General features: G+C 46.6%; 25 protein-coding genes and 1 pseudogene. 13 read left to right on the forward strand and 13 right to left on the reverse strand.

Translation table 11 applies throughout. The features are described 5' to 3' along the window. Positions 1–513: FAD-dependent oxidoreductase (locus tag C7K08_RS07275; RefSeq protein ID WP_161955837.1), on the forward strand; the 513-nt coding region annotated here is incomplete at its 5' end. A gap of 34 nt (positions 514–547) precedes the next feature. On the opposite strand, the gene uvrC is transcribed toward C7K08_RS07275, so the two are convergent. Next, positions 548–2,467 carry an excinuclease ABC subunit UvrC gene (uvrC, locus tag C7K08_RS07280; RefSeq protein WP_106499980.1) on the reverse strand — a complete coding sequence of 640 codons (1,920 nt, stop codon included), beginning with the start codon at positions 2,465–2,467 and terminating at the stop codon, positions 548–550. An 84-nt stretch (positions 2,468–2,551) separates the two neighbouring features. Here uvrC and coaD point away from each other — a divergent pair, with 84 nt between their 5' ends. Next, positions 2,552–3,034, forward strand: a complete 483-nt coding sequence (gene coaD, locus C7K08_RS07285) for a pantetheine-phosphate adenylyltransferase (protein WP_106499981.1) — start codon at positions 2,552–2,554, stop codon at positions 3,032–3,034. Positions 3,035–3,049: 15 nt separating this feature from the next. Further along, the gene (locus C7K08_RS07290) at positions 3,050–3,961 is read left to right on the forward strand and encodes a coiled-coil domain-containing protein (protein ID WP_106499999.1); all 912 of its coding nucleotides are present in this window, start codon (positions 3,050–3,052) and stop codon (positions 3,959–3,961) included. Here the strand turns inward: C7K08_RS07290 and C7K08_RS07295 are convergent. The 5 genes from C7K08_RS07295 to dapF form a co-directional block, all read right to left on the reverse strand. After that, complete coding sequence (locus C7K08_RS07295) at positions 3,958–5,094, reverse strand: D-alanyl-D-alanine carboxypeptidase/D-alanyl-D-alanine-endopeptidase (RefSeq protein WP_241537126.1); 1,137 nt, start codon at positions 5,092–5,094, stop codon at positions 3,958–3,960. The genes C7K08_RS07290 and C7K08_RS07295 overlap by 4 nt on opposite strands. Positions 5,095–5,218: 124 nt before the next feature. Beyond that, a complete protein-coding gene (locus tag C7K08_RS07300) occupies positions 5,219–5,737 on the reverse strand; it encodes a DUF4330 domain-containing protein (RefSeq protein ID WP_106499982.1) in 519 nt (172 codons plus the stop codon). Between the two features lie 52 nt (positions 5,738–5,789). After that, positions 5,790–6,476: a DUF1995 family protein gene (locus tag C7K08_RS07305; protein WP_106499983.1), complete on the reverse strand. Its 687-nt coding sequence runs from the start codon at positions 6,474–6,476 to the stop codon at positions 5,790–5,792. After that, on the reverse strand, positions 6,473–7,645 hold the full coding sequence (locus C7K08_RS07310; RefSeq protein WP_106499984.1) for a cysteine desulfurase family protein: 1,173 nt from the start codon (positions 7,643–7,645) through the stop codon (positions 6,473–6,475). Before C7K08_RS07310 ends, C7K08_RS07305 begins: the two co-directional genes overlap by 4 nt. Continuing rightward, complete coding sequence (gene dapF, locus C7K08_RS07315) at positions 7,635–8,669, reverse strand: diaminopimelate epimerase (protein WP_106499985.1); 1,035 nt, start codon at positions 8,667–8,669, stop codon at positions 7,635–7,637. The genes C7K08_RS07310 and dapF overlap by 11 nt, the downstream gene beginning before the upstream one ends. A gap of 27 nt (positions 8,670–8,696) precedes the next feature. Between dapF and C7K08_RS07320 the strand changes: the two genes are divergently transcribed. Both C7K08_RS07320 and leuS read left to right on the forward strand, forming a co-directional pair. Next, positions 8,697–8,987: an Hfq-related RNA-binding protein gene (locus C7K08_RS07320; RefSeq protein ID WP_193464821.1), complete on the forward strand. Its 291-nt coding sequence runs from the start codon at positions 8,697–8,699 to the stop codon at positions 8,985–8,987. Between the two features lie 8 nt (positions 8,988–8,995). Further along, positions 8,996–11,596 (forward strand): leucine--tRNA ligase, encoded by a 2,601-nt coding sequence (gene leuS / locus C7K08_RS07325; RefSeq protein ID WP_106500001.1) that lies wholly within the window; start codon positions 8,996–8,998, stop codon positions 11,594–11,596. On the opposite strand, the gene C7K08_RS07330 is transcribed toward leuS, so the two are convergent. Then, positions 11,580–12,023, reverse strand: a complete 444-nt coding sequence (locus C7K08_RS07330) for a hypothetical protein (protein ID WP_106499986.1) — start codon at positions 12,021–12,023, stop codon at positions 11,580–11,582. The genes leuS and C7K08_RS07330 overlap by 17 nt on opposite strands. A gap of 637 nt (positions 12,024–12,660) precedes the next feature. Here C7K08_RS07330 and C7K08_RS07340 point away from each other — a divergent pair. Then, positions 12,661–13,323 carry a hypothetical protein gene (locus tag C7K08_RS07340; RefSeq protein WP_133165175.1) on the forward strand — a complete coding sequence of 221 codons (663 nt, stop codon included), beginning with the start codon at positions 12,661–12,663 and terminating at the stop codon, positions 13,321–13,323. Here C7K08_RS07340 and C7K08_RS07345 read toward each other — a convergent pair. Next, entirely contained in the window at positions 13,303–13,560 is a 258-nt protein-coding gene (locus C7K08_RS07345) for a hypothetical protein (RefSeq protein ID WP_106499989.1), read from the reverse strand. The genes C7K08_RS07340 and C7K08_RS07345 overlap by 21 nt on opposite strands. Before the next feature lie 112 nt (positions 13,561–13,672). Here C7K08_RS07345 and C7K08_RS07350 point away from each other — a divergent pair, with 112 nt between their 5' ends. Genes C7K08_RS07350 through C7K08_RS07360 form a run of 3 tightly spaced genes read left to right on the forward strand, consistent with a single transcriptional unit; the run spans position 13,673 to position 16,097 of the window. After that, entirely contained in the window at positions 13,673–14,836 is a 1,164-nt protein-coding gene (locus C7K08_RS07350) for a phosphotransferase enzyme family protein (protein WP_106499990.1), read from the forward strand. Between the two features lie 44 nt (positions 14,837–14,880). Next, on the forward strand, positions 14,881–15,381 hold the full coding sequence (locus tag C7K08_RS07355) for a DOMON-like domain-containing protein (RefSeq protein ID WP_161955834.1): 501 nt from the start codon (positions 14,881–14,883) through the stop codon (positions 15,379–15,381). Positions 15,382–15,383: 2 nt separating this feature from the next. Beyond that, a complete protein-coding gene (locus C7K08_RS07360) occupies positions 15,384–16,097 on the forward strand; it encodes a queuosine precursor transporter (protein ID WP_106499992.1) in 714 nt (237 codons plus the stop codon). Between the two features lie 3 nt (positions 16,098–16,100). Here the strand turns inward: C7K08_RS07360 and C7K08_RS07365 are convergent, their stop codons facing one another. The 3 genes and pseudogenes from C7K08_RS07365 to C7K08_RS16390 all read right to left on the reverse strand — a co-directional run. After that, positions 16,101–16,463, reverse strand: a complete 363-nt coding sequence (locus C7K08_RS07365) for a molecular chaperone DnaJ (protein ID WP_193464822.1) — start codon at positions 16,461–16,463, stop codon at positions 16,101–16,103. Continuing rightward, positions 16,405–16,725, reverse strand: a complete 321-nt coding sequence (locus tag C7K08_RS16385) for a hypothetical protein (protein WP_241537128.1) — start codon at positions 16,723–16,725, stop codon at positions 16,405–16,407. Before C7K08_RS16385 ends, C7K08_RS07365 begins: the two co-directional genes overlap by 59 nt. 33 nt (positions 16,726–16,758) lie before the next feature. Continuing rightward, positions 16,759–17,199 (reverse strand): annotated as a pseudogene (locus C7K08_RS16390) (class I SAM-dependent methyltransferase); the annotation flags it as partial. A gap of 67 nt (positions 17,200–17,266) precedes the next feature. Here C7K08_RS16390 and C7K08_RS07375 point away from each other — a divergent pair. From C7K08_RS07375 to C7K08_RS07385, 3 genes are read left to right on the forward strand one after another with little or no spacing between them, the layout of a single operon-like run. Next, a complete protein-coding gene (locus C7K08_RS07375; RefSeq protein ID WP_106499994.1) occupies positions 17,267–17,524 on the forward strand; it encodes a hypothetical protein in 258 nt (85 codons plus the stop codon). 5 nt (positions 17,525–17,529) lie between these two features. Continuing rightward, on the forward strand, positions 17,530–18,069 hold the full coding sequence (locus C7K08_RS07380; RefSeq protein ID WP_106499995.1) for a PAP/fibrillin family protein: 540 nt from the start codon (positions 17,530–17,532) through the stop codon (positions 18,067–18,069). After that, entirely contained in the window at positions 18,066–19,376 is a 1,311-nt protein-coding gene (locus tag C7K08_RS07385; protein WP_106499996.1) for an aromatic ring-hydroxylating dioxygenase subunit alpha, read from the forward strand. Before C7K08_RS07380 ends, C7K08_RS07385 begins: the two co-directional genes overlap by 4 nt. Here C7K08_RS07385 and C7K08_RS07390 read toward each other — a convergent pair. Beyond that, a complete protein-coding gene (locus C7K08_RS07390) occupies positions 19,364–21,880 on the reverse strand; it encodes an AAA family ATPase (protein ID WP_106499997.1) in 2,517 nt (838 codons plus the stop codon). The genes C7K08_RS07385 and C7K08_RS07390 overlap by 13 nt on opposite strands. After that, positions 21,867–23,057, reverse strand: coding sequence for a metallophosphoesterase family protein (locus tag C7K08_RS07395; RefSeq protein WP_161955836.1), 1,191 nt, complete (start codon positions 23,055–23,057; stop codon positions 21,867–21,869). Before C7K08_RS07395 ends, C7K08_RS07390 begins: the two co-directional genes overlap by 14 nt. A 127-nt stretch (positions 23,058–23,184) precedes the next feature. On the opposite strand from C7K08_RS07395, the gene C7K08_RS07400 reads away from it, so the two are divergent. Then, the coding region (locus C7K08_RS07400) for an RNA recognition motif domain-containing protein (protein WP_106500002.1) at positions 23,185–23,400 on the forward strand (216 nt) is incomplete at its 3' end.

The raw sequence follows: 23,400 nt of genomic DNA on the forward strand, positions 1-23,400 counted from the left end.
CATGAGTTCAATCGCATCCTTGTAAACCAAAGCCAACAAACAAATATTGATCACATTTATGCCGTTGGTGATGTTACAAATCGGGTGAACTTAACRCCTGTTGCCGTAGATGAGGGTAGAGCTGTTGCCGATCGCCTCTTTGCCTCTGGAAACAGGATTGTTAACCATGAACTAATTGCTACTGCAGTTTTTACTCAACCTGAATTTGCCAGCATTGGCTTAAGCGAAGAAGCAGCTATAAAAAGTTTTGGCAGTGATGCTGTTAAGGTATTTAGGGCAAAATTCCGCAGCCTCCAGCAAGCATTACCAGCAAGGGGYCCCCGTTGCATCTTAAAATTAATAGTTGATATCAAAACAGACCGAATCMTCGGTTGCCATATGGTGGGTAGCCATGCGGCTGAAATAATTCAAATGGCTGCAATATCRATTGGGATGGGAGCAACTAAAAAAGACTTYGAYAACACAATGGCGCTSCATCCAAGCATATCAGAAGAATTTGTYACCATGACTTRATTTYCCATKAMTTAWTYTTGCCTTGCTTTATTTTTTAACTATTAATATCAGCATCATCRTTGCTGGGATGAAAGAAGGAATGTATTTGATTGGCCAATGCTGCCCCCACCCCTGGGCAGCTTCCTAATTGATCMGGAGTTGCCAATTGAATTGCATCTATTGAAYGAAAATGAGCGAGTAGATCTTTAATTCGTTTTGCACCCAAACCAGGAATATCACTGAGRCGCGAKCGTTTCATACGTTCTCCCCTCTGCTGACGATGGAAACCAACGGCAAAGCGATGGGCCTCATCCCGCAGGCGACGTAAAAGCACTACRCCCAATTGATCGGGCTCGGTTTCCAATGGYTTAGAGGCCCCTGGYAAGAAAATTTCCTCCCGTTGTTTTGCTAGGGAACAAACAACTAATTCATCAGCTAAATTTAATTCCCGCAGGGCCTCCATMACTGCAGAYAATTGACCTTTACCACCATCTATCATTACCACATCAGGCCAATCAGTTAAGCCATCRCCCTGCAAAGTGGTTTTGGTTCTTCGGCGTAGTTCACTAAGATTAGCCCCGGCTAGTTTTGCCTGGCTCCAGCGTTTAAAGCGTCTGCGCATAATTTCAGCCATGGCCATAAAATCATCACTATGGCCAGAAGTAATACTGCTACTTTTTATYTTATATTTACGATAGTGTTGTTTTGCGGCTAAACCATCTACAAATACAACCTGTGATGCCACTGCATCGCTTCCTTGAATATGGCTWATATCAAAACCTTCTATGCGGCGTGGCGGATGCTCTAATTCCAGCAACTGAGCCAAATCTTCTAAGGCCAAATRCTGTTGTTCAGCGGATCGCTGGGCCCTTGCTAATTCATAACTTGCATTGCGTACAACCAACTCGATTAATTCAGCTTTTTGCTGACGCTGCGGGTTGAGCAGTGTTACCTTTCGCCCCCTGCGTTGGCGGAGCCAGGCCTCAAGTAATTCCTGCTCTGGCAATGCATGTTGCAAAAGTACTTCCGGTGGAATTTCCACTGGATCAACTTGGCTGTAATGCTCCTCCAATACCCGTTGCAATATCGCTCCAGGAGCAGCCGCCTCCGCATCGGCTGTGTAGCCAAGCCTGCCAACTAATTTACCTGCTCTAACCTGGAATAATTGAACAGCTGCAACGCGATCATCAGTTGCTAATGCGATTACATCTCTGCTGATATCAGCATCAGGTAATGCAACTTTTTGTTCAGCCGTGAGCAATTCCAAACCCTTTAATTGATCCCGGGCTAAGGCAGCCGCTTCGAAATCAAGTCTTTCAGCATATTTAACCATCTGCTGTTGTAATAATTGCAGTAATTCATCGTTTCTCCCCTGGAAAACCATCGCTACTTTTTGAATGGTTTTCTTATATTCTTCAGCTGATATTTTCTGTTGACATACGCCAGGGCACCTGCCGATATCAAAGTTTAAACAGGTTCTATCCCTATGCAATGGCTGGGGCCGCTGCCTTAATGGAAATACTCTTTTCACGATYGCTAAGGTGCGCCTCAACAAGCCAACATCAACATAGGGGCCATAAAATCGATCGTGCGCCTTGCGAAATCGCCTTTGCCGCGTRATAAAAATTCTCGGATAATCTTCACTCCAAGTGATGCACAAATATGGATATTTTTTRTCATCTTTAAGCAGAATATTAAAGTGGGGTTGATGGTTCTTAATTAGATTAGATTCAAGAACTAATGCCTCTGCTTCGCTGTCGGTAACGATAAATTCAATATCTACAACCTGCCTCACCATCAATTCAATTCTTGGCCGATCTGGCACCCCRTCTCTGAAATAKCTGCGAACCCTGCTTCGCAAACTTTTTGATTTACCTATGTAGAGAATGCGGTCTTCAGCGTCGCGCATTAAGTAGCAACCTGCTTCTGCGGGTARGGCCTTGAGCAGGGYCTCCAAACGGGGTGGATCCTGCATTAAGGGCTGTTGACCCGCCTTCAGCCCTGTAATAAGAACCCCTGGAACGCGTTAAGCCAGTGTAGGGAGAGCAACAGCAGCAGCATGAGGGCGATCTATCCCGGCAGCTTCGACCCTGTCACCCTTGGCCACCTGGATCTAATCCAAAGGGCTAGTGGTCTTTTTGAAGAAGTGATCGTGGCGGTGTTGCGCAATCCAAACAAACAGCCCAGTTTCAGCCTTGAGCAGCGTCTGCAGCAATTGAGCATCGCCACATCCCATCTACCCCAGGTTCGCGTTACCAGTTTTGCTGGGCTTACGGTGAATTTCGCCCTACAGGAACAGGCCAGGGTGATCCTGAGGGGGCTTAGGGCCCTAAGCGATTTTGAATTTGAGTTGCAGCTGGCCCACACAAATGCCAGCCTTTCCCCCGCCGTAGACACCCTTTTTATGGCCACAGCAGTGGGCCACAGCTTCCTTAGCAGCAGCGTGGTRAAGGAGGTGGCTCGCTTCGGAGGTGATGTGTCACACATGGTGCCRGAAATAGTGGCAGGAGATCTGATCGAGCTGTTTAATCAGCCTGTGTGATAACYCGTGCAGCAGATGGCCCAGGCTCGATTGGAAGTACTCGATCAGCTTGATCAGCTGGAGGAAATTGTGTTGGAGGGCACCCGGGTGCCCTTTTCCGGCGGYCGCCTAGTGAATGAGCAGGATGCTGTTGAAATCCTTGATGCCGTTCGCCAATCCCTACCCCGTGAGGTGGATCAAGCGGTTGAGTTAATGCGTCAAAAGGATGCTTATTTAGGCCAGGCCCGTCAGCAGGCTGAGGAAATCATCAACCAAGCCCGCMGGGAGCGGGAGGCYCTTATAAATGCAGCCAGTGTCCGCCAGGAAGCAGAACGCCAGGGGGCGGAAGTTCGCGAACAGGCCCGCCAACAGGGTGAACAACTCTTAATTCAGGCGCGCCGCCAAGTAGCKGCCACAGAACAGGAGCACCAGGCGAGGGTGGCCCAGATGGATCAGCAATTTGCAGCCAGACGCCAACAGTTGGAGCAGGAGGCTGGTGCCCGTTTCCAACAGTTGGAACAGGAGCATCAACAAATGAAGCGCAGCCTGGCTGAAACCCACGAACGCAGCCGTCAACAATCCCTTCAGGAACTAGAGCAAATTCGTTTAGAGGCAAACCGCCTGCAACAGGAAAGCCAAGCAGAGGCTGAAAGGGTTCAACAGGAAGCCCTGAATTTCCGTCAAACCACCCAACAGCAAGCCGAGTCTTTACTTCTACGCAGTCGCCAGGAGGCAGGAGCCGTACAGCAAGGTGCCAACCGCTATGCGGAACAGGTGCTTGGGGAGCTAGATAACCGCCTTCAGGAAATGGCCAAGGTGGTTATTGCCGGCAGAAGAGAATTGGTGCGTTTGCAAAGCACYGATCTAGARGCACCGCAAGAGCAAGCCAATTCGCTGCAGAGCAACCAACGCAGCAATGGTCGGAAATTTGGTCGCCGTTCGGCCTAGCGGCAGTGCCCARTGGCAAAAGCTGAACGCAACACCTTRCCCATTACGGCAACTGGAGCCGCCGATCCATTAGAGATCATGCTCACGTAAAGCGGCCCATCTGCCGTTGCCAACATTCCAGAAACAGCCTTTACGCCGCTTATGGTGCCGGTTTTTCCGCTAAAACGTCCCTCYAATTCCGTTCCRMGGAAATAGGAACTCAAGGTTCCCCGTTGACCGGCAACAGCCATACTTGCGTAATAGTTTTTGGCATAGGGATGTTGCGCCATGCGCAACAACAAAGCAGCAAATAATTTGCTGGTAATGCGATTGCCACGATCTAGGCCTGATCCATCTTGAATTACCACCCCTTGAACTGGTAAACCCTGTTGTTGTAACCATTCCATCGCGCGCCGCTGGGTGATCGGCAGCTGCCAACTKCCAGTGCCCTCCCTTAACAACACCTCTGCTGTGAAGTTATGGCTTTCACCRTTAGCCAAACTAAGCAGRTGATGCATCGACTTTGAAGGTTCACTTAGGAGCAAAATGCTGTCGGTGGGTTCAACACTTCCAGCCGGGATTGCACTAATAATTGCTGTGCGGCCATTGCGATTGATTTCCTGTTTAAGCAAGCGCTCCAGCCTTGCGGGTGGATTTTGCACAGACATATCCACGGCATTGGCAGTTAGCGCCAAGCGGGTAATTGGAGCGCCGTAGTCATAGTCGCGATCTGCCATAGACCAACCCTGGGGCCACCAGCGGCTGGCGGGCTCCTCCTCGAGCTGTAATTTCAGCAAGGAGTTGCCAGTGCTGCTGCTGCCGCCAGAGCCAGCYGCCAATTTTGCAATTCGTTTTAGTTGGGAAAATCCAAGGCTGGGGTCACCACTGCCCTGTAAACGCAGGGTGCCATCCGGCAATTGCCATAATTCGGTGCTGAGGCGATGGTCKGGCCCTAGGCGATCCAGCGCTATGGCAGTGCTGAGTAGTTTTTGGTTGGAGGCTGGAATTCGAGGCCGCTCGCCATTCAAATCAGCTAACAAACGACCACTGGGATCAGCAACACTGATGCTCCAAACGGAGGCTTCTGKGCCAACTGCCTGCAGCAGTTTCTGTTGAAGGGCAGGGCAAACCACCTGGGTTTGCAATAGGGGCAAACCAACCGTTGGTGGGGGCGGCGGGTCTAGGGGTTGGGCRCTTGTGGAGCTAACAACTAAAGAGAGTTGACTACTTAWGGCAAGTGCCGTGAAACGAAAAAMTTTGGAGCGAMRTATATTCATATTAGTGATTAGCAATTTCCACRTTGCTAACAACACCATTTATTCGATAGCTGGCCCCTTCCAATTCTATTGGTGAACCAATTTTCAAGGCTTGATTTCCTAATACCACTCCACCGGAGGTAACTTGACCTTCACCTTGAAGTATGAATCTTGCRTCAAGGGTTGAGAAACCACTGGCRTTTGGGTCTRGCGCTGTTGTTACTTTCCCGCTTGGTAAAACCACCACAACCCTTCTGGAAATTGCTGTTGCCTGCTTTAGGTTCACACTGCCATGGGGTTGGTTGCGTATCACCAGGCTTGTTTTCCCTTCTGCCCTGATTTTGTTTAGTAAGCCTTGAGGATCTGCGGCAGGAATAGCTTTTACATCAACCGTTACCAGCACAGATTTGATGCCACCAGTGGCCTTTGCCACAGTTCCAGCCAACTTTGGACTCCAAATCACGCCAATGGCTGCAAGCAGAACAGCAGCAGCTGCACCGATATCCACAGGGTTCAARCGCTGCAATTGCCGATTGAGCATCTTTGAATTTCTGCTGCTGGGAGCTTAAGCCTTTTTGGCTGGGCTACCCAGCTCAACTAAGGTCCTTTAAAAAGCGGTCTATGGCCAAAAATCCCTGACCTAGGGCTGCATCAAGCTCCTCAGCKGCTGGTTTTTGCTCAAAGGAAGCCAACGCTAAAAAACCCGCTTCAGATTGTTTAAAAAGCTGCCATTCATGGGGGAAGGCATGCAAAAGCGCGGCCTCAAGCAATGGCTGCASGCAGTAAGCATTTTGCCAAGTGGCTAAAAAACCCTTGCGGCGCAGGCGGGCCACACTGCCAATGCCAATAGCTGCATCTTCAAGGCGGCCGTTTAGTAAGAGCACTGCACCGGARTGGTTAGTACAAATTTCTTCCACTGATGCGTAATCGGGCGGGCCGGGTGCCACCAGGATCAAAGGGCTCTCTTGTTGTTCAGTTTTGTTTGTTGAGTTCCCATTTAGTTGACCCCTTTGCCAATCCARCAAAGTTGAACAAAAGGCTGCGGCATYAGGAGCGTCCCGTTTTGCCAAGGCGCAGGCACCGGCATCCGGAAATAATAAATTTGCTCCGATCGAAGAATTTGCTAATTGCTGCCAAAGGCGCAGGGCCACAGGCATGATCCTTAGGCCCTCAAAACGTATTTCAGCGCTCCAGCGACCCTTGGGCTTTTTATWAAAGGCAGCTAATACCGCTGTTAGTAATTGGGCCTCAGCTGCATAAAGATCACTTGGAAGATTCATGCGCTTCGGGCTGCCTCTAGCTCAGCCATTGTGGCTTYAAGTAATGCTGGCAATGGTTCTAAATCTTTTTGCTCAAGCCAAGGGCCAAAACTGAAACGCAGGCCACTGGCGGCTTCAAGTTCATTGTAGCCAAGGGCCATGAGGCTTTTATTTGCTGTTTCCCTGCCACTACTGCAGGCGGAGCCACTGCTACACGCAACCCCCTTGCGGGCAAGTGATCGCACCACGGATCTGCCTGAGAATGGTTTTCCTGTGGAGTCACTCAACAAAAGGCTGAGGTGATGGGGCAAGCGCAAACTGGGCTCAATGGCGCCACTGATGCGAACACCGGGAAGTTTYAACAAYTTGCMTTTAACAAAATCGCGCAAATYAGCCAAYTTGTTTGCAAGGTTGGGTTGTTGCTGTTGGCGCAGCTCAAGGGCCTTAACAAGTCCGGCAGCCAAAACCACTGAYTCGGTGCCCGAGCGYTTGCCACCCTCCTGGCCACCACCGAAAATTTGTGGTTGTARTTGCACAGCTTCGCTTATCAACAGGGCTCCTATGCCGCGGGGCCCCTGGAATTTATGGGCCGAAAGTGAAATTAAGTTTGGGCTATTTTCACCTAAATCAAGGGAAACTTCACCAACCGCTTGCACAGCATCACTATGCAACAAAACACCGTGGTTGCTGCATAGGGAACTCACCTCAGCCATGGGTTGCAGGCTTCCCACATCACTACTACCCCACACCAGGCTAAGCAGCCGAGTGGGGGGTTTTAGTAAATCAGCAAGGGCTTCAAGATCCACAATGCCCTGGCTATTTACTGGAACCAAATCAATCTGCCAGCCCTCTGTTTGTAATTGATAGGCAGCAGCACTAATGGACGCATGCTCAAGGGGGGATAGCAGCAAACGGCCAGGGGGCAAACGACGGCAGATGCCAAAAAGTGCGAGATTATTTGCCTCGGTGCCACCTGAAGTGAAAATCACCTCACCCCTGGCCATCCCAAGTAGTGATGCCAATTCAAGCCTACTGCGCTCCAACAGATCGGCAGCCTTCAAGCCTTCMGCATGGAGGCTTGAAGGATTACCCCATGCTTCAAGCCCATRGCTAGCCATGGCGGCAAGAACCTCCCCATGGGGTGGGGTGGCAGCGCAGGCATCTAAATAAAGCTGAAAATTAACTGCCACTTATGCGACGCAAAGTACGTTGCTCAACCGATTCGTTGGCTAGGTTAACCAACTGATCTAGGGAAAAATCACTTARTACAGCCATCGCTTTAGCTCTAGCATTAGCGCTCGGGCAAGCTTCAGGATTAATACATCCCTGGCTACATAGTTTAGAGCAATCTATGCTTTCTGCTGAACTTGAATATGAATCAAATGACGGGGGCAGCGAACCGCTAAACACAAATTCTGCAGGACCAGTCATCTGCAGGCGGTTGCGGGCATCCCAATTGATATGTAAAACACCMCCCGGCAATTCCACATCTGCCTCCCTGGCGCATGAACCACGCAGATGGGTTGCAACCAGGGCTGCGCAGGCACCAGTTCCACAGGCGAGGGTGGCGCCAGCACCGCGCTCCCACACGAGCAACCGCAAATAGTGATCAGCTACAACCTCAACGAAATGAACATTTGTACGGGCAGGGAAGGCGGGATGGGCCTCTAGGGCAGGCCCGAACCGCGCCAAATCAATTGCTTCAATTTTGGGCACCTGCACCACTGCATGGGGATTACCCATGCCAACAGCTGCCACAACAAATTGCTCACCTRCCACMTCYAGGCAAGCCTCAGCAAGGGGCAGCCCTTCGCTAATGGTTGTGGGTATTGCCTCGGGATTGAGCAGGGGCTCTCCCATGTCTACGGCAACCTGCTGGCCAGCTATCAGTTGAGGAACGATTAAGCCAGCGGCAGTTTCAACCCGCCAGCTCGAAAAGTCAGGAAGWTTATCTAAATCAGCTAGGAATCTGGCAAAACAACGAACACCATTGCCGCACATCTCAGCTTCTGTGCCATCGGCATTGATGATTTGCATGCGCACATCACCACCATTTTGAGGCGGCAGAGCAAGGATCAGGCCATCGGCACCAATGCCAAAACGCCGGTGGCAAAGGAACTGTGCAGTTTCGTTTAGGGGAAAAAGCAGGGGGTTTGAACGAAAATCCATCAGGATGAAATCGTTTCCCAGGCCCTGGTACTTGCGAAACTGCATTGCGGCACAAAAACCTACCTTGATCGTATGGCCTCTGCTTCGCAGCCGGAACTAGATACAAATCTGCCAGGGGTACGCCTGTTGCAGGAATGGATCCGCGTTGGCCTTGTGCTGCAGCTGGAAATGGCAAATGGCTCGCTGCATGAGGGCATTTTGCAGTGGCAGGATCCAGAATTTCTAGCCTTGCAATCAGTGGGAAGTGAGTGGCCAAAACTAATTAAGCGCAACCAGGTAAGCCAAATTTCAAGCATGAGCTTGGCTAAGGAACCAACACAGGTCACAATTCCTAGTTCGCGGCCTTGCCTGCCGCCGACATAAGCGATCGCATGCAGAGCTCAACCAACCGCTACAGCCCCGTTGACTTGGAATTCAAGTGGCAAAAACGCTGGGAACAGCTGGGGCTGCATCGAACCCCTGAACCAAGCCAAAATCGCAGCGAAAATTTTTACGCCCTATCGATGTTTCCATACCCATCGGGAAATCTGCATATGGGGCATGTGCGCAACTACGTAATTACAGACGTGATTGCCAGAGTTCAAAGGTTGAAAGGCAAAAGGGTATTACATCCAATGGGCTGGGATGCATTCGGCCTGCCTGCGGAAAATGCTGCAATTGAAAGGGGTGTTGATCCTGCGCAATGGACCGAACAAAATATTGGCCAGATGCGAGAACAACTAAAGCGTTTAGGTTTATCGATAGATTGGGATCGTGAATTCAGTACTTGTGAGCCAACATATTACCGATGGACCCAGTGGTTRTTTCTCCAATTCTTTGATGCAAAACTTGCTTATCAAAAAGAAGCAAATGTAAATTGGGATCCTATTGATAAAACAGTTTTAGCAAACGAACAGGTAAACAATGAAGGGCGCTCCTGGCGATCTGGAGCAATTGTTGAAAAGCGGAAGTTGAAACAGTGGTTTTTCAAGATCACCGATTATGCAGAAAACCTATTGAGTGATTTAACAAGCCTCGAGGGCTGGCCGGAAAGGGTGCGTACGATGCAAGCCAATTGGATAGGTAAAAGCGTTGGTGCCGAAATAGATTTTGATCTTATTGATTMTAATCTAAATACAGATTCCCTGCGATCTAAAATTAAAGTTTTCACAACAAGACCGGACACCTTATATGGCGTAAGTTATCTRGTTCTAGCACCAGAGCATCCACTTGTTGATCAGCTCACCTCAATRGAGCAAAAAAAACAGGTAAGCGAATTTCAAAGCATGGTTGCCGCCACAAGCGAACAAGACAGACTTGCTGAMGATCGCCCTAAAAGTGGAGTGGCCCTTGGTGGCWTGGTRCAACATCCAATAACAAAGGAGGCACTTCCTGTTTGGATAGCAGATTATGTWTTACCCGATTACGGAACCGSTGCAGTGATGGGTGTACCCGCCCACGACGAGAGAGACTTTAGTTTTGCAAAAAAATACAACTTATCGATTAAAACTGTTGTTGTACCTKCTAACACAATAGCTGCAGATGATCAGMCGGTAACMAACATTAATTCAGAACMAAGCTCTGCCTATACAGAACTTGGTTTGCTTGTTAATTCAGCTGAATTCAATGGCATGGTTGGTGAGGAGGCAAAAAAAGCCATTATTGATAAAGCAGAGCAAGCCGGTTTTGGCAAGGCAAAAGTTACATTTCGATTAAGGGATTGGCTGATCTCACGCCAACGCTATTGGGGTTGTCCGATTCCAATAATTCATTGCGAGAAATGTGGCGCAGTGYCGGTACCCATTGATCAGCTTCCCGTGAAACTTTGCAAACCTGGTGATAATATAGAGGAGGTTAAATGTCCTAAATGCGCTAGATTAGCAAGCAGGGAAACCGACACGATGGATACATTTATGTGTTCTAGTTGGTATTTTCTTCGTTACACAGATGCAACGAATAAGAATTTACCTTTTACCAAAGAAAATGCATCTGCATGGATGCCCGTAGATCAATATGTTGGTGGTGTAGAGCATGCAATCCTCCATCTGCTATATTCAAGATTTTTCACCAAAGTATTATCTAATCGCGGCTTAGTTCACTGTGATGAACCCTTTAAGCAACTGCTTACCCAGGGGATGGTGCAGGCAACTACCTATCGAAATCCAAATAGTCAAAAATATATTTCACCAGCAAATATTGGCGATYCGCTAGACCCCACAGATCCTGATACTGGGGAAAAACTTGAAATACTATATGAAAAAATGTCTAAATCAAAATACAATGGCATCGATCCAAGCTTAGTTATAAACAAATATGGCGCTGATACGGCGCGAATGTTTATATTATTCAAGGCCCCAGCTGAAAAAGATCTTGAATGGGATGATGCAGATGTTGAAGGACAGTTTAGATTTCTACAAAGAATCTGGCGTGTATGCCAGAATGCTTTGGAAAAGGGCATTTCCATATCAAATACAACAAAAAATGAAATAAAAAATACTTCAAATGCKGATAAAGAWTTACGCAGAGCWATYCATGGYGCAATTCAAGCAATATCAGAGGATCTGAGCGGCGAGGAACTTCAATTCAACACAGCGGTGTCAGAATTGATGAAATTAAATAACGCATTATCTACTAATTTTGATCAAGCAGATCCATCAATTATCCAGGAAGGGTTAGCAATTCTGCTRAARCTTCTTGCACCTTTTGCTCCACATTTAGCCGATGAACTCTGGCTTCAATTGGGTGGCGAAAKAAGTGTTCATCARCAATSCTGGCCAATTGCCGATTCCAGTGCCCTWSAAAGAGACACCATAACTATTGTGTTGCAAATCAAAGGTAAAGTRAGAGGAAATCTGGAAGTAGCTGCWGATATTGATTCATCAAAATTAGAGGAACTTGCTTTAGCTAGTGAAGAAGCAAAAAAATGGCTGGATGGRAAAAAMCCTAGCCGGGTAATAGTTGTGCCGGGTAAATTAGTTAATTTAGTGCCTTAGMTTTAGCATAGGCYCGRACATATTCATCCATAGATGAACAGGGCATCCATTCASCMCCCATTGCATGGGCACCGCTACAACCAAGCTGCTTAGCTTTTTTCTCCGCTAGATCCTTGCTGGGGAACATGGTTGATTCYTTGGGGGCTTGGGCAATGCTCCACCGGCTTGGATCGATGCGGATTGGGCCCATGCCAACCAATCCAGCCCAAGCAACTCCCATGGTGGTTATGCCAGCTGTAACAACACCCATGTTTACTGCCGCAACACTAATCAAACCCATCCCAACGGCCCCAAKTGATACAACACCCATTGGTACCACACCAATGGCAATCACKCCCATGGGCACAACACCAATGGCAATAATTCCCAAGGGGGCAATGCCAGTTGCAAKTAATTTRGGYTGGTGCGARCAATCAGAAGTTTTCATTAATCTAAGCGCGCGCYTWAAASAATGCTAACAGCATAACCAATCAACGAGAACRCCATATTAAAATATTATTTACTTTGAATAATTTTCTAAAATATTAAGGCCCTTTTGAATAAATTTAGARCCCTGYTCTTTAAGCCGTTCTTGATCATCTTTAWACACRCAAGATTGTGTTTTAAATTGAACTRATTTTGTGTGAGGTTCATACCAAACCTGCTTAAYTTTACAGAAGYTCCTACCTGTAGTGCCGGGCTTTTGCAAATAAACATCACCTTGATTACAGATATATCCACCATTAGCCTGCTGCRCRCATTTGCTCAAATTTTTAAAAAAAGGAGCGCTACCAGAACTCCATTTAACATTATTAGCAAATCCAGCAAAGGAAACGGGATCGGCACTAAAAGGGGCAGCMTGAACTGAATTAACGAATAACAGGCCAAGGATTAGATACAGCGTTTTAAAACTGGTTGTCATGGGTATCAAAACAGCTCTYCTACTAGATTAAMCCCCTAACCAAAGCCAAGCTTGGGCCACWACGCCCAAAAGGGCTAAAACTCTTTAGAATTCCTTTATCCTTCTCAGCCGGTTACCGATGGCTTGCCCATATCTATTYGTACTAGCGGCAAACTCTGGCGACTTGCCAAGCATCGCAGCAGAAGATTGCCTGGAAGAACTTCACAGCCGGGTTCTATCAACAGGCTTCTGCCTAAGGATTCATAGATGTCCTAACGATTGGAAGAGTGATATTGAAACATTAGTAGAACAAGGGGAGGCAGTTGCTGAGGGWCATAACCCTTTAGCAGGTGAGAAGGGAAGTTTACTTTGCTGTGATGCGATTATTCCCTACTATGAGCCAAGCAAACATTGGCTAGGAATTTATAAACCCACAGCAAATAAATGGGAAATAGTAGATAAATTCCTGTTAAGGGATGCAGATAATGAGCCATGTTGGTTCTAYCCCACTGAAAATGGCACATACCTCTCTTGGCATTCGAGGTTAAAGTTAACAACTAAGCCTGGAAAGCTTGCGGAGCCAGAGCTTTTAGAAAAAGTMGATCAGTATKCAAGAGAAAAATTACATGTACTTTGGTCGTTAATGGCAGATGAGGAGGAGATGACATGCGTTGGCATTACCTATAAAAACCTCAGAATCGACTGGGGAATCATAAGCTGCAAGCCAGAAGCCTTTTCCACATGGAGCTCGTTCAAAGTAAACGATATGGAACCAAAACCACTGGAGGTAATTTCTACAATTAGTACAACAAGAAAAATAACTACATCAGGCCTTGCAAGCCATTAGTTCAACAATCCAGCGAGCCGGAACCCGTTCAACGTCTCCACTGTCTACGTTGATTAAGTGCACAAATGCTGGAGTGCGGTGATGGGGTAAGGGAATAACTTCGCCAACACGGCCAATAAACCATGGCCTTCCTACCCCAGCCACCACAGCCAAATGGCCAGCCTTCACCTCTTTGTAGCGATTCGGATTTGCCCGCCGCAGGGGTTCAACGGCAGGGTCTGTTTCGAAACAAGCCATAGGTTCAAGCCGCTGAAACCGGTACCAGCAAATTTTAGTACATTTATACCCATAGGTCAAGCGTACTAGGGTCGATTGATTCCTCTGGCTGACCAAGCTGGCATAGCGAGGCTTGCCAGCGCAAAATTRTGATGAGTTGGGGTTCCTAGGCTTGAGATATAATTGCAAAACAAACAAAAATGAGCTTGGTAAGATTGCAGCTAAATTTATAGCTTTTGATAAAATAGATAATATTGAGCAATTGGGTAACGGCAATGTTAATGACACCTTCAAAGTAACCCCTATTGACAAAARTCTCAGTCCATTTGTACTGCAAAGAATAAATGGCAATGTTTTTAAGCAGCCTAAGGATATTATTAAAAACACACTTTCCCTTATTGAGCATCTAAGTAATMAGCTACCTASWGGCARCAGCTTTATAMATGGGCGAGCTTGGCAGGTACCGCTATTACTACAAACACTAGAAGGCAACTCTTTCTGGCACGAAAACAATGAAGACATATGGAGAGCCTCATCTTTTATAACGTCTTCATATTCGATTGACAAAATTGAAAATCAAAGCCAGGCATTGGAAGCCGGTTCGGGATTAGCCATTTTCCATAAACTTGTTTACGATCTACCCATAGACGCYYTAATGCCAACAATCGACTCATTTCATGTTACCCCAGTTTATTACAATAATTATATCCACATACGTTCTATTAGCAACAATGAATTATGCAATAGCGCAGAATGGTGCATTAACTTTATCGAGGCTMGATCTTSCATAATTTCCATTCTTCAGAATGCTATCGATTCCGGAGAACTTTCTGCACGAGCGATTCATGGAGATCCTAAAATTAATAATCTTTTGTTTGATGAGCGATCAAATAAAGCAGTATCCTTAATCGATCTTGATACAATAATGGCTGGTCTTCTGCATTATGATATTTCAGATTGCCTGCGCTCATGCTGTAATCCAGCCGGAGAGGAGGAGGAGGATTTAAGTAAAGTATATTTTGATATAAACACTTTTAGTACATTTCTACGGGGATACCTGGAAATTGGCCGACATTTTCTCAGTAGTAATGATATTAAATACTTATACGATTCAATTCGCCTAATGCCACTTGAACTTGGCATTCGTTTTTTTASCGACCATCTTAATGGTAATCAATATTTCAAGGTATCTAGTAAAAACCAAAATCTTTCRAGGGCAATGGTTCAATTCAAGCTTACAGAGAGCATTGAACAGCAAGAGTTAGCAATACGTAATTGTATTGAGGAAATGAGATGAATAACCATTCCGCCCTCCTGCTTCCGCACCACAGGCCAGAGGAATTGATTGGCCTACGCCTTGCAGCAGCAGCAGTTAGAAAAAATCAGTTTTTATATCTGCGTTATCGGATTGAGGGGCCGCTTGAAGAACTTCTGATCCCTGAATACAAACCACTTGGAATCAGGAAGAACAATCTATGGCAAAACACATGCTTTGAAGCTTTTTGGGCAGAAGCAAATTCAACAACATATTGGGAGCTTAATTATTCCGTTAATTCCGATTGGAATATCTATAAATTTAGTAACTACCGCTCCAATCAAGTGGAGGAACAATATATTCCAAATTTTAAACCAATTCACCACCAATCAATAAATAGTCTTTCAATTGGCTTAACAATCGAGCTGCCAGCTTGCATAGCTGCAGATACAAACCTAGAATTTACTTTCACGGCTGTGCTTGAGCAAAAAAATGGTAATTTAAGCTATTGGGCCCTAACTCACAATGGAGTWGATCCAGATTTTCACCGTAGAGATAGTTTTCTTCTAGAACTTTCAAACYAATGAAAATGTCTATAAAAAAAAGGAGAGACCTGGTTTTCCTSATCCTTGCTGGTTTGTTTCTTGGCACGATGGGGATGTTGAATATTCTTGGACTTAGCCGCTTTCTAACGCTTGGAACAATTGGTAATTGGCCAATCGTTGTTGCCGTTGGTGCCTTGCCCTATCCACTCACATTCCTTTGCACTGATCTGATTAGTGAATTGTGGGGAGAGGATAAGGCGGGCCAACTAGTTTGGGTTGGTTTATTACTTAATGGCTGGATTATGTTGATAATCTGGTTGGGGGGAATCCTTCCTGGRAATGATTCACCTTTATATTTTGAAATGCAACRTCTTGCCTTTGGTGCAGTTGGTGCATCGATGGTTGCCTATATGGCTGCGCAGTTCACAGATGTGCGTTTATTTCATTTTTGGAAAAGATTCAGCAATGGCAAAGCCCTTTGGCTTCGTAATAATGGCTCAACGCTTGTAAGTCAGTTGGTGGATACAACAGCAGTGGTTTTAATCAGCCATTATGCAGCCCATGTTCTGCCTATCCAAGCAGAAAAAGCCATTTTTCCCCAATTGGCAAGCTTTGTGGCAAGTGGCTATCTTTTCAAGTTAATAGCAGCCCTATTAGATACGTTRCCGTTTTATCTCCTGGTGGCGTGGTTGCGTAAATGGCTRGAGGTTCCGGAGGAAGGCCAGGAAATTAATGATGAATTAGTGGCTTCTTCTTGAATATCAAGACTCTTCATTTGACAACAATAAATCCCTTGCTGCATTAATCCTTTGCATTACTACTATTTCACCACCTTGATCAGGATGGTGCTCTGCAGCGGCCCTCTTATATGCACTTTTTACCTGTGCCTCCCTCAAGCGGCCAGCAAGGGGTAGCTGCAGTATTCCCCTTGCTTTTATGGCGTCCACATCTGGCGCCTTGCCGAGGGGGGAGCGATCTGCTGCCGATAACCCAGTTCCCTTGCGCTTATGGCCTTTTTGCTTAGSGGATTTGGCCCCACCACCAAAGCCTTTTTTGCTACTGGGCTTAGCTTCTTCCTCCTGCTCCGGAGCAGCCGGAGCTCTTAGGGAGAGTAACGGGAACATAATTTGCTTTTGGTTCACCAAATTCTCCCACTGGATCAAGCCATCCCCAAACCGTTAGGTAGCGATTTCCTCGCTCCAACACATTGAGTTGAGTTAGGGAGGCATCCCTTAACTGCTTTTTTACTTCAGCAACAGTGAATGCAGCCCTTAAGGAGGCTGCATAATCGKCCTTTAAAACCGCAGCTAGATTTAAGGCTTCCGTATCCATGAGAAGATCAAATTCATTTTTATTCTTTGGCCTTCGCAAATCGTTTACCACCACACAAGCACCATTGAATGCCAATTTCTTAACGGCGCTCCAAAGAACAGATGGTTCATGWAGATGATGCAATAAACTATTACTTATRATTGAAATTTGCYGCCTTGAAWCTAWACCTTTTAGCAAACCAAAMCCGTTGATGCTGCTAAGATTTAAGCATTTATATTTTATTCTAAGTGAAAGTTCTTTGTTGTTAATAAGATCCCTCCTRTATTCTGCAACCTCAAGCATTCTTGGGGCGCCATCGATGCCAAGAACATGGGCATSGCTCCAGCGCTTTGCTGCAAGTTCAGTAATGTTGCCTGGTCCGCAACCMAGATCAATTATTTGCTCGCCCAAACCATTGGGAAATTGTGCTGAAATAAATTCAATTAATTCATTATCTGATCCACTGAAATTTGCAGCTGCATAGGCATCAACCTGAGCTGCCCCATTCATTAATTCCGGTTCAGGCTCTCGCTTYTCAAACTCTTCCATCGGAATTTTMCTTAAAGKGGGCTYGCAGCCYCGCTCTCAGCGATGATGGCAYAACCGTTTTGATTCTATGGCCGGCATTAGAGATCAAGCCTTCATGGCCACCTGTRGTCGGTTGGCAACCCTGCTAAATCTGAGTGCTTCAACCGCAAGGCAGAGGGTTGACTACCAAGCCTCACAGMAAGGCATCAAGGATGCTGCAGGCAGGCTTGAAATCGCTGAGCAAATGCTAGAAGCCGCAAAAGCAAACAGCGTTCAACAGGGGCGCCTGCTCGACGCSCAACTTAATGCCCTTGAAAGTGAGGCAAACTTCCTTGATGAGGATTAAATAAAATGGGCCAAGAACAATTTTCAGAYATATTAAATTTGTTGMGGCTACCTAAGCCTAGAGATGCTGATGTAATACCTATATTTGCGAAATTAGAGCATGATTATCCCTGTAATGTTGAAAACCAAATTGATGATCTAACAGGGGTTTGGGAATTGCGTTGGAGCAGTAGCAATGCCCCATACCTGCAAGTGCAACCRTGGCTTGACAACCTGCAAATATTGTTGCCTGCGGATAATCGCGCTGTTAATTTGCTAAMGTTACCAGCGCCCTTAGGGGGAATTGCTGTTGTAGCTGAACTTCAGATAMAACCACCAAAACGGGTTGGTGTAACATTCATAAGGGGCGGCTGGATTGGGCCAAAGTTTGGACTGTTTAAKCCTAAACTRCTCAMAAACATCAAGCAGGAATTTCCAGCTTGGCTAGATGTTACAGTTTTAACTAATGAACTAAGGCTCAGCCGTGGCAGTAATGGAACYCTTTTTGCTTTAATTAAAAGGCATGATCTCAACACCTCTGAACTTACATCCTCATTATCCCTATGAACATTGATGAAAACCYATGGCAAGATCAATGGTATCCAGTTGCCTATCTAAGAGATCTTTACAAAGCTAAACCCTGTCGATTTGTATTACTTGGTGAACCTTTGGTTATTTGGTTCGATAAACATTACAAGSGTTGGCGAGCTTTTATTGACAAATGTCCCCACCGTTTAGCTTCCCTATCAGAGGGGAGATTAAATGCTAATGGTGAGTTGGAGTGTCCCTACCATGGCTGGTCTTTTAATGGAATGGGAATTTGCACAAAAGTTCCCCARATATCTGGAGAAATTACAATCAGCAGCAGAGCTAATTGCAAGGCCTATGCCACTGCAGAAGCCCAAGGCATGTTGTTTGTTTTTAGTGGTGATTCATCCATAGCTTCAACTAAGCAATTACCAGTGGTAAACATACTTGATCAAGYGGGTTGGTTTTTACAAGATACGTTTAGGGATCTTCCYTACGACAGCCAAACCCTGCTTGAAAACGTTTTGGATGTTAGCCATGTGCCCTTTACCCACCACGCCACCGTAGGCAAGCGTAGTAACGCTGGGCCCGTGGAATTAGAAGTTCTCACGGAGGGCCCAGAGGGGTTCACTGGCATCTGGAATGAGGGGCCTCGYCAGGGGCGGCTTGGCACTCAACACACCACATTTATGGCTCCTGCGTTGATGTGGCACGACCTTACCGCCAAGGGTTTTGCCCGCATTCTCACCGTGGTTTATGCCACTCCTACCCTGCCGGGCAAATGCCGTTTGTTTGCCAGATTTCCTTTCCAGTTTGAAAAACCAATCACGGCAAAASTGTTAGCATTACGRCCAATATGGCTGCAACATATAGGCAATAATTTAGTTTTAGAAGATGATCAAATTTTCCTGCACCATCAAGAGCGAAATCTCGAGGCATCGGGCGGATCCGGTTTATTATTGAAATCTTGTTTCTTACCCACAAGCGCTGATAAATACATTATCGCTTTTCACAACTGGATWAGCAAATATGGTGGTTATCCATTTCCAGGTAAATCCCTTCCTCCCTTAATTAAAAGGCATGAATTGCTTGATCGCTTGAAWTCACACACACGTTCATGCGCYAGTTGCAGCGCCGCCTTAAGGCGTTTTGAGTTGGTTCAGAAAATAGTCCCATGGCTAATMTTATTGCTGTTGATTACTACTATTTACAGCACTGGTTTTTATCCTAGGTTGTTTTTAATATTTGCCATGCTTATAACGCTTGCAATTAAGCAACTAACAAATGGCTGGCTTGTTCAATTGCGCCACGGAGATGGCATGCCTCCTAGGAATCARGGCAATTGAARCCGTTGGTTTGCTGGCAGCGCCTCGCAAAATRTTGGATCGCAGCTAAATAAGATTAWTTGCAAGCCTTGATYAGCGCCTTTTTGCAACAGTGCAGAAACCCAGGGCCAACGACCTGGGTCTACATTACTGAAYGCATCATCAAACACTAGTGGTAAACAACCGCTGTAGGCGTTCGCAAGCACCTCTGCCATTGCTAGGCGCAGGCTGGCAGCGAGTATTTCCTTGGTTCCCCCACTGAGCGCTGAAAATTCCCAGGCAACTGCAGAATCACCCCGTTGCCACTGCAAATTAATAAAGCCCTTATTGCTTTGGTATTCGAGGCTGCTTTGCATAGGCCCTGGGAAACAGCAGCTGAGATAGCTATCCAATTTTTTGGTAACTGGTTCGGTGTATTGAAGAGCCATGGCGGTTTGTTCCTCTTGTAATAACTGCCTCAACAAATCCAACATCAGCGCATCCTGCTCCAACCTTTCCCGCTCGGAAATGCGGGCCTCGAGGGCAGCTTCCAACTGCTCCCGCTGGGCATAGCGATCATTGATACCATCTGCTCTCAGCAAGGCGCCTGCCGCTGCTACTTTCTGCAATGCCACCTCCCTTTGCTGAWKGGCATGGCTGCTGTTAAAACCTTTGTATCCAGGAAAATCAGAACTCAGTTGTTTTTTCAATACTTCTTGCCTCTTTTCCAACTCAGATATGTTTAAATTTAGTTTGCTAAGTTGGCCGTCTACTTCATCAACGCTACCAAAACGCTTAAGTAATTCTTTTAGCAAGGTATCGGTTTTTACAAGTTCTTCCTGCTGAATATTTATCAATTGATTGCAATTCGCAAGCTGCTCACGCTGATTGGTTAACTTATTATCTAATTGATTAAAAGCCTGTCTTCTCTCCCTGCCAATTGGTACCAAATCATCTAATTGCTTGCGTAAATCATCTATGGATGCAATGGGTAATTGATCATTTATATATTTTTCTAGCGCCTCTCGCAAATCCTCAACAGATTCAGAAGCTTTTTCGGCTTGCAAACGTTGTTGTTCTGCCAAAAGCTCGCTACGGTGTCTTTCTARATGGACTGCTTGCTCGATATTTTCCACCCTCAAACGCCGTAGATCAGCATTTAGAGAGCTTTCAAGAAATTCATGCTTGGCCATAGCCTGAGCCACCTTGCCTCCRTCCCCTGGAATTATTCGCAATTCCAGGCCAGCCGTTTGCAATATACTTGTGGCATTTAGGCAGGTTGATGAACCGATATTTAGGGGCTCACCATTTACGTATACAGCTGATTYAGCCATTAACAATTCAACTTTAGTGGCAAGGCTTTGCATCGTTATTTCCGCCAGCTTAAGCTGTTGTTGCTTATCCCTTAATTGCTCTACAATGCCTAAATTGATATCAGGTAAATCAAGCAATAACTGCCGTAATTCTTTGTCACGCTGTATATTTGCTTCCAAACTCAGCAGTTTTTCTTCGATTGTTGCCTTCCGAATTGCCTGCTGCAGTTGCTCAGCTTCCTTTACGGTTGAATCAAGTATGTTATTTGCCCCATTGCGCTCCTGTTCAACGATTGGTATTTGCTTGCACAACTGATCCCTTGAAAGAATCAATGGTTCTAATTTATTCTTCAAGCTATTGGATTCTAATTGCAAAGAACTTAGTTGCTCTTTCAGATCATTTAGTGGCTTTAATTGGTTTATTAGCTGAGCCTTTTGCAATTCCAAAGGCTCTAATTGCAGTAATAGTGGTATTAATTGATCAAGCTCTGCCAAGCTTGCGCTTGCAGCAAACTGATTATCCCGTGCCTCCTGCTGTTCCTGCAGAAGTTTATTTATTGCACTTAAATGTTCTTTGGCCTGCTGCTCTTCCCGCTGGGCCATKGCTAGGTGTGAACCTGCTTTRCCGATGCGACCTTTATCGGTAAARGAGTTGCTCCAGCGCTGCTGCACAAGTTCAACAACCCGTTGATCCAATTGAGATTGGATTCCTAATTGACCAGAATCCTGTAGCTGCTCCAACAGTTTTTTTTGGTCTAGGGCCCCAACACCTAAGTCCAATGGATTTAAGCCCGCCGTTCCCTGCCATACCCATAGATGTCCCCACCTTTCTCGCAATTGTTCGCCCACCCGGGCCCGTTGCACGGCAGCAGCTCCCACCAATTCAGCAAGTTCATCCTCCGCTTTGTCCCCTTGCCAGGTGTTGCCGGCAGAACTRATCAAACTGGTGCTTCCCCTTGGGCCAGCAAAGCGTTTGCGCAATGTGTATTGCAACAAACCTGCCTTGAATSTCAGCGTTATCTCTGGRTCSCCAGCGGTTGGTTTGGCTCGCATCTCCTCGAGCAATGCACCTGAACAGCGGGATGGMAGAAAAAGGGCTCGATGCAATCCCTCCACCAGGGTGCTTTTTCCAGATTCATTGGCCCCGATCACCACGTTGAGRCCTGGGCAAAATTCAATTAAKAWCTGTTTGTGCAGGCGGTAGTTGCAGAGTTCAAAATCAATTAGTTGCATAATTCTKCTCCATGCAGGCCCAATGCAATTCCCTTAGGGCAAGCAGGGCAAGTTTTGCTTTGTGCTGATCATCGCTACCACTGAGAACCTGCAGGCGTTGGGCAACCCTTGCAATTAATGGATCACTGCTTCTAGCTGTGAGTTGCTGCAATTCAGAGCYGTTAGGGGTGAGCTTAGTGTGATCTTTTAACTTTARACGCAGCAACCTTGCCTCTAATTGCTGCAGCCGATTTTGTAATTTCACACCTGCATCCAGGCTTAAATTTCCATCTAATTCCAATAAAAGTAAGTCTATGCCACTTCGGCTTCCAATCAATTGCTGCAGATTCTTATCCAGTAGGTCTAGATCTGCATCGCTGCCAAAACGATGTTTGTATTGATGCCATGCCCCTAAACCCGTTGTTTCCAGTTTCACCTGGGGTAGCTCACACCGCTCAGCTTGCACCACAAGGGCCTGGGAACTTTTGTAGTTATCACCCTTAGGGAAGCGATCGGGTTCAGGGCAACCCGAATACCAGGCTTTTGCAGCCACTTTTTTCAAGCCATGCCAATCACCAAGGGCGATGTAATCAATTGATTCAATCGGCAAGGCRGCCAGATTYAGGCGGTTGGTTGCCGCTAGTGGATTTTCATCATCGCTATCAATTAATTCATCGGCGCCAAAACCATGAACCGAACCATGGGCCACCACCACACGGGGCCGCTGATCAAGTTGGTCAAATTTGTAATTTTTTAGCCAGCTAAGCGGATCTTCCGTATCGGCCTGGCGATTCAAGGGGCAGGGCAAGATCAAGGCGCCAGGGAGATGCAGAGGTTTGCGTTCCAATAAAGGTTGAAGATTTGGTGCTARGTCGTCTTTGTAGTTTTTAAACCAAGYCTCGTGCCAAAAGCTGCCAGCACCGCCATGGTCGTGGTTWCCAGGGATTGCAAGCAMAGGCACACCAATCGCGCCGATTGCACTGCAGGCCTGGGCCACATCGGCACGGGTGGGTTCAATCGAATCAAATAAATCYCCTGCTACCACTACAAATTCAAGCTTTTCCCGTTGCACCACCTCAGCTAGCCGCTCGATAACGTCAAAGCGCAACTGTTTGAGGCGAGCTTGTTTTTCTTGGTCYTTAACTCTGCCGTAGGGCTTCCCCAACTGCCAATCAGCTGTGTGCAGAAAGCGAACCACTGGCAAAACCAATCCCTACCTTTTTAGGGTGGACGTCAAGCCAACCTGTAGGGTGTTACGGAATCCCGGGGAAGGYGGTTCAACAACCCCTATCCCCTGAATGACCTGCCTCAAGCTTTCGATCTGAATGACTCTCTACGTTGGCAACCTCTCCTTTGATGCGGAGCAGGAGGATCTGCGCCATCTTTTTACCGAATATGGCGAAGTGAAGTCTTGCAGCCTCCCGCTCGACCGCGAAACTGGCCGCAAACGCGGTTTTGCTTTTGTGGAACTCGTTAACGAGGCCGATGAGCAAAAAGCCATCGACGACCTCCAAGACGTTGAATGGATGGGTCGCATGATC

Source organism: Synechococcus lacustris str. Tous (assembly GCF_003011125.1).
Lineage (GTDB): Bacteria > Cyanobacteriota > Cyanobacteriia > PCC-6307 > Cyanobiaceae > Synechococcus_D > Synechococcus_D lacustris.

What these genes read in the sequence shown, in the direction of transcription:
- C7K08_RS07320 (WP_193464821.1), top strand. Translation starts at nt 8,697, where the DNA reads ATGGCCTCTGCTTCGCAGCCGGAACTAGATACAAATCTGCCAGGGGTA.
- C7K08_RS07345 (WP_106499989.1), bottom strand. Translation starts at nt 13,560, where the DNA reads ATGGCTTGTTTCGAAACAGACCCTGCCGTTGAACCCCTGCGGCGGGCA.